The following is a 13,927-nucleotide window of genomic DNA, read 5'->3' as shown; positions in this document are numbered from 1 at the left end:
AGTATGTCCTTAGTTTATTCAACGGAAACCGGCCGAATCAAACCGGAAGAAGAGAAAATTGCTCGCCCTAAAGGCGATGGTATCGTGCGTATTCAACGCCAAACAAAAGGCCGTAAAGGTAAAGGTGTTTGTATCGTTACAGGCTTAGATCTTGATGACGCACCACTAAAATTACTCGCAGCAGAACTCAAGAAAGTCTGTGGCTGTGGTGGTTCAGTTAAAGACGGTAACATAGAAATTCAAGGTGATGCGCGAGACAAAATCAAAGCACACCTGGAAAAGAAAGGCATGACCGTTAAACTAGCTGGCGGTTAAGAATCCAGATTGAATTAGAGCGTCTTTAGAGACGCTTTTTTACATCTGTTTTTCGACGTATAGTCATCTGCATTCTTGTTAACGGCTAATTGAAGATTGAGCAATCGCAGATTGATATATCGATATTAGCTATTTTATGGTAAATAGCCATTATGTTTAATCAGAGCTCTAAAACCTTACAAGTACCTGTGACCACAAATTTAAAATCTGAGAGGGATAGGAGACTTAAAAGGATAAGATTTCAAATAGCACTGCATTGCATTTAACATAACACATATAATGCGCACTTATTTTGTAAACACAAAGCAATAATGTCCTAATATTACCAGGTGAATTTGTACTATATTCGCTTGTAGGTTTAAGGATGCTAATAGCCATGAATGATCGCGAACTACAACGATTTTCTGTCATCCAAGATGTCTTGCACTGTAATCTTTCTCGTCAAGATGCGTCGCGAATTCTTGGTATCAGTTATCGGCAACTCTCCCGGCTGATAAAGTCTTTTCTCACGTTCGGTGCGGCTTCTTTGGCACACGGCAACCGAGGCAAACCTTCATCCAATCGAATCGATGACAAAGTAAAAGCCCAGGCGTTGAACATCCTTTCAGAGCGGTATCCGGACTTTGGTCCCACGTTCGCGCATGCAAAGTTAACAGAAATGTATCACTTGAAACTCTCCGTCAATGGATGATTACCGATGGTATCTGGGTACCACATTCACAGTGTAAGCCCCGTGTTTATCAGCTTCTTTAACGCCGTGACTGGTTTGAAGGACGCAGCGACAAGTGTTGCCTGCAGGTTTTCATCGATGACGTGACCGGTCGCCTGATGAACCTGCGTTTTAGCGAGACCGAATCCGCCTTCGACTATATGGTCGCAACGCGAGAATACCTTAATGAACATGGTAAACCGGTGGCGTTATATAGTGATAAGCACTCTGGCTATTAACAGTTCACACATAGTCGATATGATGCGAGCTTATCCTAAGTTACATAGTCACAATATTTAAGAGCTGTACTCATAACGTATTGATATCAAGAACAATCAAAATCTGACTTCCCTACTTTTTATGTGCGCAATTATTTCTCTTAAAACAATAGTTTAACTGCACATTTGCAGCGGTCTGTTTTGGATTTAAATCATGACTGATTTGTAAGAGTTTCAGTTATTTGGAACTGTCATCAACTAACCTTAATTGACCTTATCACCCTAAAGTACTACTTTTATTTAATTCCCCTATAAATAACAAGGATTAGTGCTATGGATAAGCTACTCGAGTCTGCATTACAAATAAAACAGAGAACAATGGTCACAGGTTTATTCGCTAGAAATGGATTTAAAATCGCAATGACCGATTTTGATGATGTGACATTCGAACGAGAAGGCGTTCAAGTTAACGTACATTTTGATATGGATTCGAATGCTGAGTCGGCTGATATTTTGACCCGAAGCGCCAACATGTTACCAAGTAGTTCTCGTTAGCTTAACCTACTCGCTTGTCAGGCCGAGCAACAATAGCTCGGCTTTTTGCTGTTTGATCCCCAAGGAAGATAGACAACCCGACAGTCTCTACTCATTTTTCGTTTTCATGTTCATTTTAGTGTCTTGGTATGAGCGATAATTTGTAACAATAAGTATCTATGTTAATCGGCAGCATTTGCACTTTTCTATGCCGTTATCACATAAAACGTCATGAGTTATTAACAGCCACATTAATTAAGCGTTGTTTCATGTTGTTTGGAGATGTTGGAAGAGTATGCTCGCGAAGACGCTCAAACGACACAATTTTTATTAAATTGATTTCATATACTGTAGGGGGTATGGTTGTTATATATCCCCACAACTCAAAAGGAGAATTACCATGGACAAACTATTGACGTCTGCATTACAAATAAAACAGCGGACCATGGTTACTGGCCTTTTTGCTAGAAACGGTTTTAAGATCGCGATGACTGATTTTGATGATGTAACGTTTGAGCGAGAAGGTATTCAAGTTAATGTGCATTTCGATCTAAACTCGAATGCTGAATCGGCTAATATCTTGACTAAAAAGACTAGAATCATCCCTCGTATTTCTCGCTAACGCCCTCATAACGTAAATAAATTAAAAGACCGTGACCTGATAGCCGAGCTAATTAAGCTCGGCTTTTTGAGTTGGGCTATTCATCATGAAGGTAAACGACCAACAAGTCAGCCTCTACTGAGTTAGCGAGTTTAGGCACTGAGGAGAAAAAACGACTTAACAGATTATGGTGATGGCCACACACAACCAAATCTATACCTTGTTGTTTGACGAGCCCTTGCAATTTGATATGAAGATCACCTATTACGACCATGGTGTCAGAAACCGGATACTTACACTCTGATGCAAGTGCTTGTAACTTTCTGTTGTATTCCTCTTCTTCTTTAGGTTCTAAGACTACTCTATCTACATCTACATACACGAAGGAAAGTTTACAGTTTGGGTCCGTTGCCTGACTAATCGCTTTATCAATAACTGTCTTGCTGGAATCAGATAAATCAACCGCGACTAATATATGCGTGTAGCTCATTACTTTTCTCCCGATTAGTTTTCATAGACTTACATTAAGTCTAGTTCAATCAAGGCAATTCAACGCAGTCGTTGCACCAAAACATAAGAATCTTCATAAATCTATCTAACCTGAACCTATCACCAAGAAACATCACGCCCGAGTAAAAATCCAACTATAACCTCTAACCTTTTGATTTTTTAATTATAAAGAACTTCCGCCTGATTGCAGTGATTGAACCTTTCGCCCACTCCTAAACTAATGGTTTTGACACGTTGTATTTGGATTATACGAAAATACTTCCGTGTGACACCGTAACTAAAGCTTGTAGTTTTAACTTCTTGTGAAAAAGCACCGTCTACGAGTAAAGAACCGTTAAACGAGAAAATTTTGGTTAGTGTAATTCATACGGGCACAACAACACGTTTTCAAAATATGCAAGCACTTACTGTTTCTACACCCCATGTGTTTACATGGTTTTAATCTGGCGATATTAACGTGACAACGTAGCTAAGACTAATTTTCAGCATAAACGACTGGCCACATCCGCACTTATGAAGCGACCTGTAATATAATTACAGCCGGAAGTGGTAGCTACCATCCACTCAGACTAATGTTCTACTTTATGTTATTGATATATTGAGAATATTTCCTAAACTCTTAATTTTACCTTAACTTCTAAAGGCTCTAGTCCGAGCTAATAAAGTTTAGTTAGTAAAATTTTACCTAGCATTTATCATGGCGATTCTAACCTTGTGTTGCGTTTAGTGACCCACATGACGTGACAATGTCACACAGTTACGCTTTTAATAATTAGTATGTGGCATGTAGAGCAGGCACAAAAAAAGCAGAGCGTTTTACTGCCCTGCTTCTTTGCTTATCGTTTTGTTCATTCTTCGTCTTGTTGCTGTTTAGCTGCGTACTCAGCTCGAATATTTTGAGCAACAATTTTTATTGCTTCAGCCGTACTTGTGCCTTGAGACATTAGCTCTTGAATCTTTACCACGGCTTGTTGTTGTTCTTCGTGAGATAGAGGGGGTAGATCGTCAAACATAAAAAAGCTCCTCATTTAGAGGAGCCGACTATAACGATTCGTTTAATAGGTCGCAAGAAAATTAATTGACGCACCCATCGCGTTTTCATTTGTATAACGAGCTGCTATATCCAGCTCAAGCAAGTTAAGTGGCGAGAGCCCTATTCCCGCGGTGATCGTCCCATCATCATGACTTCGAGCTAAGTTTTTCATATAACCAGCTCTCAGTGCCATTTGGCGCAGAATATCAAATTCAACACCGGCGCGAATCATTTGCGTATTATCATCAAAGGATGAAAAGCGTTTTTCTTCATTTAAGTCGTAGTCGACACTCATGGTAAAGTAATCTGCAACGAAGCCTGCGCCTATCGTATAAAGTAGTCTCATGCTGTATTGATAGGACTCGATGGAGTTACTGTTGTACTGAAACGACTTAGTTTCTACATCTCTTCCGATTAAGTTCTTTGCCGCAATACCTAAACGGTAGGGCCCAAAAAACCAAAGTGCACCTGCGTCCAAATTAAACATCGTTTCAGCGGTTTCATTTTCACGTAAGTCAGCGGCATCAAAGTTATTGAAGCTTGTTGCGTATGAATAAGTGTAAATGCGTTGAAGTTTTGGTGTGATACCAACAGAGAGGTGCTGGCCCATGTAGTTGGTGTATTTTGCCAATGAGATGCCCGCTTCCGCAACACCAATACTCACGCCTTGAACATAAGTATTGTCCATTGGGTTAGCGCCAGAGGTATCAATAGATGGCTGTACAAAAGATTCTGTGTATAATTTTCCGTAAACCGTTGCTGATAAAAATTTGTTAGGGATACCAACAGCAACGACACCCCCAAGGTCAAAGTTTAATTTTTGATTACCTTGAGCAAGTGCATTCAATGAACTCTCTATTTCGGCATCGTCATTAAGCTTGCTGATACGATCAATTTCATCAATCAAATCGTATTGATCATCAAAGCTAATACCAAAACTTGGGGCAATGATACCCGCGTCATCGTTGCGGCGATAGATTGCACTTAAAGCAGGGTTAAAAAATGGTGCGGTAAGGTAACTGGCGGAGACAGTGCCAACACCGCCCATCGCATCACTGCGGGCTTCAATTGAGTAGTTAGCAGCTGAAGCCACATTGGAAAACAGTGCTGCGGTGATGACGGTTGATAATATTTTGAATTGAGTTTTCATACTACACTTGTGATTTAGTTCTTCCTGAACTTATATCGGCACAAATGTAATTTCTTTAGTTAATCTTCTTGCGAAAGATCATAAGTACGGCTTATTGTTTGAGCTTGCTCAACAATGATGTCACCCTGCCAACGACGACTATTAATGCTTACCGCAAGAACGTAGCGATCATTCGGTACGCCAGCAAGTTCTAGTGACTCAGGATAATTCGACTCATACGTTTTTTTCCACATTTGTTCATACTGGCCTTCGATGTAGTCATAAAGCCCCACTTCAAGCTGTGGTAATGGACAATGAGGATTTCTCAGCGCACTCTTTTCAACTTTCCAGTTTTCTTTAGACGTCCAGCGAACGTACTGACTGGAGTTAGAGTCGCCCAAAATGACCCACGTTCGATACTCAGGTTTATCTTTTGCAACAACGGTTAAATGATACAAACCTGATTCAAGTTGACCAGTTAGGTTGTAACGCTTGAGAAAACTGCGCTCGTTCGCGATTTCAGCCCCATTTGGCGTTTCTTCTACAGCAAATGAGCTATCAGCTGAAATTGAGCTATCAACCCAACGTTTGAATGTGATTTGTTCCACTTCAGTCGTTGCTCTTACTTTAACGACTAAACGGAACGTATCGCGACCTGGGCTTTGAATGGTTTGGCGTATGACGTTAACGCCACTTACCCACTCTGGTAAAGTGACGGCCGTCAGTGATTTTCCACAATCCTTAGTCAAAGACTGACCAAGCAGATCGTTTAAGTGTGAGGTTAAATCGCGGCTGGGTTCTGTCTGCCATAGTTCAACTAAAGTATTGAACATTCCTGAAAGATCATCTTCAAGCAGATGTTGATGAGCCTGAGTTAGAGGCGTATTAGTTCGAAACCAGTCCATAGCTTGGACTGGCTTCACTAACACTAATGACAAAACTACAGGGAGTAGTATTTTCATTATTCTTTAAGCTTTCATTTTGTATCCGACACCACGAAGTGTCTCAATTTCTAAACCAGGTAGTTTCTGACGTAGCTGCAGTACATGCGTATCAACAGTTCGTGTTGTTGGGAAGTGGTTGTAACCCCAAACATGGTCAAGCAACTCGTCGCGAGTAAATACGCGGCCCAGATTAGACGCTAAGAACAATAGTAAGTCGAATTCTGTACGTGTCAGAGTGATTAACTCGTCTTTAAACAGAACTTCACGAGTAGAGCGATCGATTTCCAAATCCTTTGTGATCACTTTATCTGAACTTGCACCGTCTTGCTCTCCCGAATCTGGAGCACGCAATTGTGCACGAATACGTGCGAATAACTCAGCCTCTGCAAAAGGTTTAGTTAAGTAGTCGTTTGCACCTGAATCAAGTCCTGCCACTTTGTCTTTTACTGTCACAAGAGCAGTCAGCAGAATAACTGGTACATCCTTGAGATTTTTCCATTCAGGAAGATGTTGTACAGAGTCACCATCAGGCAACTGGCGATCGAGAATCACTAAATCGGCTTTCTTCCATTGCGATTCAACGTCCGCAATACGCTCCACATGTAAACACTCATATCCTGCTTGTTCCAGGCTTACTAACAGGCCATCAGCCAAGTTTTTATCGTCCTCAACGAGAAGCAGTGTCTGTTTCACAAGGTATCTCCAATATAAAGGTTGTAGGTGGTCCTATAAGGGACATTTTTCCGCCCATGCGGCCTACCATAGATTCAACGATTGTTAGTCCAAGTCCTAACCCGCTCTTACTTACGAACGGTTTTTTCAAATTAGTCCAGTCTTTAGCGGTCAAGTCACCAGCATCACGGACTTGGAAAACGATTTTATCTTCACTCGTTTGAACATGAAGTTCAACCGGTGGAACGCCATACTTAAGTGCATTACGTAACAAGTTATCAATACAGGTACCAAGCCAGTACACGTTAACTTTAGCCGCTACGTCTTCATCTACGTTGAGAAGTACAGCATTATCAAATTCTTCTTCAATCTTAAATTCTAACCATTCGACAACAGATGGAACCCAGTCCGTTGCAAGCATTTGGTTATCAGATTGCAAATAATCCTTACTCGCCTCCGCTAATTGGCGTAATCGACGTGTATCTTCGCACAGCCGGCGGAATTCGTCATATACACTTTCTGGTAAGTGCTCAAATTCTCGACGAAACCCTTCAACGGTCATAGACAGAGACGCAATTGGCGTTCTCAATTCATGAGTTAAAATTTGCAATACCAACATACGGCTGCGCAATTCTTCTCGCTTACTGTTCCAGCGGTATACCGCCCATCCGATCACGAGAAGTATGTTCGCGATGACCAAAACAATCATACTGATACGAAGAATCTGTGAATGATCTTCAACGTCCCAGCAAATATTGCCTCGTTTTACGAAACAGCTTTTGTTTTCTGACGCCAGTGAATAGGACAAACCTGCATTCGCGACGTTTTCCTGCCATAACTCTCTTTCGAACACAAAATAGCGATCGCCTCGACGTAACCACAGCTCATTACCTTCAATGAACATGCTTGCTCCGGCGATCAGTGCATTTATGGCGTCATCGTTCATGTTTTGCAAGCTTTCGAGTAACTCATCACCCTCTTCGTTACCGCGCTCCTTAATATGCATGTATTGAGCGAGCTTTGGTCTAAGATCGGGATGCTTATCGACATAGCGAGCAGCGTAAGTTCCACCACCTGGGTGAATGAGTCCACTGCGAGAAAACCAGCGTGGAGTAAGCTCTGTGCCTTTACAGATAGCTCGAGTAAACACAAGAGGTTCGGTAATCAACGGGCTGAGTGGCAGTTTACCACGACAAGTCTTATCTAAACTATAAAGCTGCTGTATGTCCTTCAGCGGATAGTCTGACGTTTGCGGAAGTAATGAATCAGGCGCAAGTAACTTAGTAGGATAATTTGATTGCAGAATACGAATATCATACGACTTAAGAGCTACTTCGTAGTTAAATAGCTCTGTAAACGTATCTATTCTCTCTGGTAATGAATCGGCTGCTGCAGTTGCCGAAAAAACCGGCATGATAGATGCTAAACCGAGCAAAATCTTGTTAATCAAACTGTTACCGTTACTTATTAGATTACGCCAAACTATACAGCAATCTAGAATCAATTGACATCAGGTAACTACAGGATTTGCATTACTATAACATTGAACCAGAACAAAAAAGGGCCAGCGATTGCTGGCCCTGAGTAATTTTAAAGCAGTTTAGGATTATAACGCTTTAAAAATATTTTCTACGCTTTCTTTAGCATCGCCAAATAGCATTGACGTGTTTTCTTTAAAGAACAACGGGTTTTGTACGCCGGCGTAACCAGTATTCATTGAACGCTTGAATACCACTACGTTTTTCGCATTCCAAACTTCCAGTACAGGCATGCCTGCAATTGGGCTGTTTGGATCTTCAAGCGCTGCTGGGTTCACTGTATCGTTGGCACCAATAACAAGTACGGTATCTGTCTCTGGGAAGTCATCATTGATTTCGTCCATTTCAAGAACGATATCATAAGGAACTTTCGCTTCTGCCAGCAATACGTTCATGTGACCTGGAAGACGACCCGCTACAGGGTGAATACCAAAACGAACTTCAACACCTTGTGAGCGAAGTGCATCCGTGATTTCATGCACAGGGTATTGAGCTTGCGCTACTGCCATACCGTATCCCGGAGTGATGATGACTGATTTTGAATTCTTCAGCATTTCAGCCACTTCTTCGGCGTTAGTTTCGCGGTGTTCGCCCTGCTCTTCATCACTAGAAATGATGATCTCTTGACCAAAGCCACCAGCGATAACGCTAATGAACGAGCGGTTCATCGCTTTACACATGATGTATGACAGAATCGCACCTGAAGAACCAACCAAAGCACCTGTTACGATCAATAGGTCGTTTGCAAGCATGAAACCTGCTGCTGCCGCTGCCCAACCAGAGTAAGAGTTCAGCATTGAAACGACTACTGGCATATCCGCACCACCGATTGATGCTACCAAATGATAACCAAACGCGAATGCAATCAGTGTCATTACGATAAGAGCGAACATGCTGCCGTCTGCTTTTACGAAGTAAATCATAAGTAGCGTAGACACAACAATCGCAGCCAGATTCATTTTATGCTTATGAGGAAGGTTAAGCGGTGAAGAAGAAATCACGCCACGTAACTTACCAAATGCAACAATAGAACCAGTAAAGGTTACTGCACCGATAAACACACCAAGGAATACTTCAACAAGGTGGATAACGTGTTCCGCGTGCGTTGCCGCTTCAGGTGCGTCCAGGTAGCTATTGTAACCAACCAGAACCGCAGCCAAACCTACGAAGCTGTGAAGAATCGCAACCAGTTCTGGCATTTCGGTCATTTCTACTTTCTTAGCGTAGAAAATACCGATCGCACCACCGATCGCCATCGCGATAATGATCCAGCCAAAACCTTGAGCATCCGGGCTAAAGATCGTTGCGATCAGCGCGATCGTCATACCTGCGATGCCGTAGTAGTTACCATTTCGCGCAGACTCTTGCTTAGAAAGCCCCGCCAAACTCATGATGAAAAATAATGCAGCAACAATGTAAGCTGCTTGTACTAATCCTGCAGACATTGTGACTCCTTATTTATCTTTGCGGAACATTTCAAGCATACGCTTGGTGACGGTGAAACCACCGAATATGTTGATACTTGCAATCAACACGGCGATGAACGAAAGGAAGGATACGACCCCATTACCTTGTCCAATTTGCAGTAACGCACCCACAACAATAATGCCCGAGATAGCGTTAGTTACCGACATAAGCGGAGTATGCAGTGCATGCGTCACGTTCCAAACAACGTAGTAACCTACAACACACGCTAATACGAATACTGTAAAGTGTGAAAGGAACGCCGCAGGCGCAACCGAAGCAACCCATGCAAAGGCACCAACAGCTGCCACTAAACCAATAAGTTTTTTCGTTGGCGAAGTTGGCTCTTCAACTTTTGGCTCTTTCTTAACCACGGGTTCTTGCTTAGCCTGAGGTTGAGCAGAAACTTGAATAGGTGGCGCTGGCCAAGTGATTTCGCCTTCTTTCACGACAGTCACGCCACGAAGTACAACGTCTTCGAAGTCGATATTGATGTTGCCGTCTTTCTCTTTACAAAGAAGTTTTAGAAGGTTCACAAGGTTTGTTGCGTAAAGCTGAGAAGATTGCGTTGGCAAACGGCCTACCATGTCGGTGTAACCAACAATTTTCACGCCGTTGTCAGTCATGATAACTTGATCTTTGACTGTGTATTCACAGTTACCGCCGTTTGCAGCTGCCAAGTCTACAATCACGCTACCCGCTTTCATGCTGTCGACCATTTCTTTAGTGATCAGCTTCGGTGCAGGCTTGCCAGGAATCAGAGCCGTCGTGATGATGATATCAACGTCTTTCGCTTGCTCAGCGTATAGCTCAGCCGCTTTCTTGTTGAAGTCATCAGACATTTCTTTCGCGTAGCCATCACCAGAGCCTGAGTCCTCTTGGAAGTCCACAGTCAGGAATTCGGCGCCCATCGATTCAACTTGCTCTTTTACTTCAGGACGTACGTCAAATGAACGTACAATCGCCCCGAGGCTACCTGCAGCACCGATCGCAGCCAAACCCGCAACACCAGCACCAGCCACAAGAACTTTAGCCGGTGGAACTTTACCTGCTGCCGTAATTTGACCGGTAAAGAAACGGCCAAACTCGTGAGCGGCTTCAACGACTGCACGGTAACCAGCAATGTTCGCCATTGAAGACAGCGCATCTAATGCTTGAGCTCGAGAGATACGAGGAACTGAGTCCATCGCCAGAACGTTAATGTTCTTACTTGAAAGCTGCTCCATTAGCTCTGCATTTTGTGCAGGCCAAATAAAGCTAATCAGAGTTGCACCATCTTGTAGTAATGCAATTTCGTCGATTCCTTTTTCTTCATCTACGAGTGGCGCATTTACTTTAAGAATCAGACCTGATGTCCAAACTTCGTCACTAGAAACGATTTTCGCACCTGCAGCTTCATAAGCGGCATCATCGAAACTCGCTAGCACCCCCGCCTGAGATTCGATAGCGACATCGAACCCCAATTTAATTAACTGCTCAACCGACTTTGGTGATGCAGCTACTCGCGATTCACCCGCGAGTATCTCTCTAGGTACACCGATTTGCAAAACGCATACTCCTTGTATACATATCAATTAATTAGTCCCAAAAAAAAGAGCCGTGCTCTACTCTAATTCTTTTTTATTTCTTTCTGTTTAACTACACAAGATAAATACAAATAAAACACCGATGTTTGGGCCCACCTATTTGCATCGTCATATCTTGTTCAACAGCCCTGTTATATTCTTTTTGTATCTAAGGCGTGCTGTGACTGCAAGTGTTTTGTTATATAAACACTAAATTTCATTACATATAACCTTAAGTAATCAAATTTTCTCTATTTGAACTCAATAAATACGAAAATTATCGCCCCTAGACAGGAGGTCCAACCAGAGCATCACTAACTCCTTAATTAACAGGTATTTAAGCCTTAAAAAAAGAAAGAGCCATCAGCATATATACTAATGGCTCTTATTAAGATGATTCGCATCAAATTACAGTGATTTGTTAATCGAAGATCTTGTCACCCATTTGATCGATGAACATGTGTGATTTCTTCAACATAAGCTCGTTGGCATCTTGTTCCGAACCCAACAAGTCTGAACGAATGAAACGATGAGTCTTTATCTCCCCATCAATCTCTTTTTCTATTCGGCCAGCAATACGAAATTGACCGCCTTCAGCAACGCTTTCCTGGTATATCTGAAAGCCTTTGTATTCCACTGGCTCTACGGTTTTTACTTCGACAGATTTCTCACTACCGCCAAACAAACGAGAAAAGAATCCCACAATTCCTCCTTGGGCCAACACAACTTCTATACTTACATAGCATAGATACGGTGTTGAGCATTCATAACCTATGTTTACTTAAGAATTGGTTTTTCATACCAATCCAGCTCTTTGTGCTCATCATAACGGGTATGTGAAAAAATAACAGGCAGATCATTGTTACGATTTTTTCGTCTATCGTTTTGGAGCATAACGACTGCGTTCTCAACCGCTATCTCAGCGCTTTGTTTAAGCTGGTTAAGCTTGCGTTCAGGTAGCGAAGAGAGAAAGTCGACGTCGTGTCGAATGTAGAGGGGTTTAAGTTGTATCAAAGCTAAGCAAGCGATATCAGCCAACTGATTACTGTCAAACTGCCCGTTGTATCTGTTTGTGCAGAGGATTTGACCGACGAAGGTTTCCATATAGTTATGTACTTCGGAACTGATGTGCATGGTGACTCTCCTTTGTCTGATATAAAACAAGTATAGTCATAGTCAGCGGTAGTAATGCGTTGATTTGGCGGCTTTTATAAATGTTGCTCTATCTCCCATAACTGGTACTTAACCACTTTATTGTGTACTTATTATGGAAAATTGCTAAGATACTGAAAGCATATAATCTACAATGATAATATCAACTAGATGCGTATTGTGACCTTTTTATGTATTTAACTAATTTTGTAGGCAATTTTTTCAAATGTCCTCATCTTTAATGACATCATCAGGCTTTAAATTCGTTTTCCCAATAATACTGTTGGGACTCGCGATATCCGGCATGAATAGTATTATTCAGATGACTAAGTCAAACTGGGGAATAGCCGCGAATTTACCTTACATACTGTTGGGTTGTGCCCTGCTGCTTTGCTATTCCTTTAAGCAAGGGCGGGAGTCTATGGTCTGCCTCTCAATGCTAGTGGCTTACTTTATTATCCAACAGCGGCTTCAGGTGCCCCTCACTAGTGGAACGGCGCTGATTGAGTTAACGATGCTAGCAACATTGCTGCCGATTTCTTTTCTGGCCGTGTTTCTATTCAGTAAAGACGGTGCAAACTCAAAAGCCATGTTTGTCTATGTGTTGATGTTGGCGATCTTTTTGTTGTGGTCTTACATTACACTGAGATTCCACATTAAAGGCCGGTTTGAGGATTGGACAAACGGTATTTTGTTCATCATACCTAGTATTTCCAAGCTCCCGTTTATTCTCGTCTTATACTGTCTTGGCATCGTCGGCTTTCTGGGAATTTTGGTATTAAGAACCAACAAAATCATCCACGCCATGACCTACTCTGCGATGGCTTTAGCTTCGACGACCTTTATCTTTTTCGATGTTCAATACATATCAAGCACTATGTTTACTCTGGCAGGCCTGCTTATGATTGTGTATTCAACTAGTGCAAGCCATCATCTTGCCTTTACTGACAGCTTGACTCTTATCCCCAGCCGCCGGGCACTCGATCTTGATTTTAAAGATATGGATGGTAAGTACACCATCGCAATGTTAGACGTTGACCACTTTAAAAATTTTAATGATACGTACGGACATGATACCGGCGACAATGTACTTAAACTTGTCGCAACGTTGCTAATGAAAACACGCGGTGGTGCTAAGGCGTATCGTTTTGGTGGTGAAGAGTTCACTATCCTATTTAAAGGTAAGTACTCTGAAGACTGTTTAAAAGAATTAACGGAAGTCCATAAATCAATAGCGAATTATAAAATGGTCTTGCGTGATTCAGCATCTCGTCCAGACGACAATAAGCAAGGCCAATTAAATCGTGGACACGGAGCTAAAAGACGGTCGGTATCAATTACGGTGAGTATTGGCGTTGCTGATAGCCGAGACGCTTCAGATCCAGAAGAGGTTCTGTCACTCGCAGATGAAGCCTTGTATCAAGCAAAAGACTCTGGCAGAAATTGTATAAAATGTTTCAGGAATGAGTTCAGGTCGCGTGCTTCGTGATTATCTATGACTCAACTTGTACCCCTACTTAAAGCGCTATTACCAATCGATTGT

Annotated in this window: 15 protein-coding genes; 5 read left to right on the top strand and 10 right to left on the bottom strand. The window is 42.1% G+C overall.

Going from position 1 to position 13,927, the window contains the following annotated elements; genetic code table 11:
* Positions 1-3 precede the first annotated feature (3 nt).
* From yciH to VEJY3_RS19940, 4 genes are all read left to right on the top strand, one after another.
* On the top strand, positions 4-315 hold the full coding sequence (gene yciH / locus VEJY3_RS19960; RefSeq protein WP_014234230.1) for a stress response translation initiation inhibitor YciH: 312 nt from the start codon (positions 4-6) through the stop codon (positions 313-315).
* Between the two features lie 364 nt (positions 316-679).
* Positions 680-1,006 (top strand): helix-turn-helix domain-containing protein, encoded by a 327-nt coding sequence (locus VEJY3_RS19955; RefSeq protein WP_041170407.1) that lies wholly within the window; start codon positions 680-682, stop codon positions 1,004-1,006.
* Positions 1,007-1,575: 569 nt separating this feature from the next.
* Positions 1,576-1,797 carry a hypothetical protein gene (locus VEJY3_RS19945; protein ID WP_014234227.1) on the top strand — a complete coding sequence of 74 codons (222 nt, stop codon included), beginning with the start codon at positions 1,576-1,578 and terminating at the stop codon, positions 1,795-1,797.
* A gap of 379 nt (positions 1,798-2,176) precedes the next feature.
* A complete protein-coding gene (locus VEJY3_RS19940) occupies positions 2,177-2,398 on the top strand; it encodes a hypothetical protein (protein WP_014234226.1) in 222 nt (73 codons plus the stop codon).
* Between the two features lie 76 nt (positions 2,399-2,474).
* Here VEJY3_RS19940 and VEJY3_RS19935 read toward each other — a convergent pair whose 3' ends face one another.
* The 10 genes from VEJY3_RS19935 to VEJY3_RS19895 form a co-directional block, all read right to left on the bottom strand.
* A complete protein-coding gene (locus VEJY3_RS19935) occupies positions 2,475-2,867 on the bottom strand; it encodes a universal stress protein (protein ID WP_014234225.1) in 393 nt (130 codons plus the stop codon).
* A gap of 868 nt (positions 2,868-3,735) precedes the next feature.
* The gene (locus VEJY3_RS25060; RefSeq protein ID WP_014234224.1) at positions 3,736-3,900 is read right to left on the bottom strand and encodes a YoaH family protein; all 165 of its coding nucleotides are present in this window, start codon (positions 3,898-3,900) and stop codon (positions 3,736-3,738) included.
* Between the two features lie 42 nt (positions 3,901-3,942).
* On the bottom strand, positions 3,943-5,070 hold the full coding sequence (locus VEJY3_RS19930; protein ID WP_014234223.1) for a conjugal transfer protein TraF: 1,128 nt from the start codon (positions 5,068-5,070) through the stop codon (positions 3,943-3,945).
* A 59-nt stretch (positions 5,071-5,129) separates the two neighbouring features.
* Positions 5,130-6,011, bottom strand: a complete 882-nt coding sequence (locus VEJY3_RS19925; RefSeq protein ID WP_014234222.1) for a DUF2861 family protein — start codon at positions 6,009-6,011, stop codon at positions 5,130-5,132.
* Positions 6,012-6,017: 6 nt separating this feature from the next.
* Positions 6,018-6,686 carry a response regulator transcription factor VxrB gene (gene vxrB / locus VEJY3_RS19920; protein WP_014234221.1) on the bottom strand — a complete coding sequence of 223 codons (669 nt, stop codon included), beginning with the start codon at positions 6,684-6,686 and terminating at the stop codon, positions 6,018-6,020.
* On the bottom strand, positions 6,661-8,079 hold the full coding sequence (gene vxrA / locus VEJY3_RS19915; RefSeq protein WP_014234220.1) for a sensor histidine kinase VxrA: 1,419 nt from the start codon (positions 8,077-8,079) through the stop codon (positions 6,661-6,663). Before vxrA ends, vxrB begins: the two co-directional genes overlap by 26 nt.
* 192 nt (positions 8,080-8,271) lie before the next feature.
* Entirely contained in the window at positions 8,272-9,648 is a 1,377-nt protein-coding gene (gene pntB, locus VEJY3_RS19910) for a Re/Si-specific NAD(P)(+) transhydrogenase subunit beta (protein ID WP_014234219.1), read from the bottom strand.
* Between the two features lie 9 nt (positions 9,649-9,657).
* The gene (locus VEJY3_RS19905; RefSeq protein WP_014234218.1) at positions 9,658-11,214 is read right to left on the bottom strand and encodes a Re/Si-specific NAD(P)(+) transhydrogenase subunit alpha; all 1,557 of its coding nucleotides are present in this window, start codon (positions 11,212-11,214) and stop codon (positions 9,658-9,660) included.
* Positions 11,215-11,653: 439 nt separating this feature from the next.
* Complete coding sequence (locus tag VEJY3_RS19900) at positions 11,654-11,935, bottom strand: HlyU family transcriptional regulator (RefSeq protein WP_014234217.1); 282 nt, start codon at positions 11,933-11,935, stop codon at positions 11,654-11,656.
* Between the two features lie 74 nt (positions 11,936-12,009).
* On the bottom strand, positions 12,010-12,366 hold the full coding sequence (locus VEJY3_RS19895; protein WP_014234216.1) for a late competence development ComFB family protein: 357 nt from the start codon (positions 12,364-12,366) through the stop codon (positions 12,010-12,012).
* Between the two features lie 244 nt (positions 12,367-12,610).
* Here VEJY3_RS19895 and VEJY3_RS19890 point away from each other — a divergent pair, with 244 nt between their 5' ends.
* A complete protein-coding gene (locus VEJY3_RS19890) occupies positions 12,611-13,873 on the top strand; it encodes a GGDEF domain-containing protein (protein WP_041170404.1) in 1,263 nt (420 codons plus the stop codon).
* The last annotated feature ends 54 nt before the right edge of the window (positions 13,874-13,927 follow it).

Origin of the sequence: Vibrio sp. EJY3, from assembly GCF_000241385.1 — a bacterium.
GTDB classification, from domain to species: Bacteria; Pseudomonadota; Gammaproteobacteria; order Enterobacterales; family Vibrionaceae; genus Vibrio; species Vibrio natriegens.
This window is presented reverse-complemented; position numbering and strand designations above follow the sequence as displayed.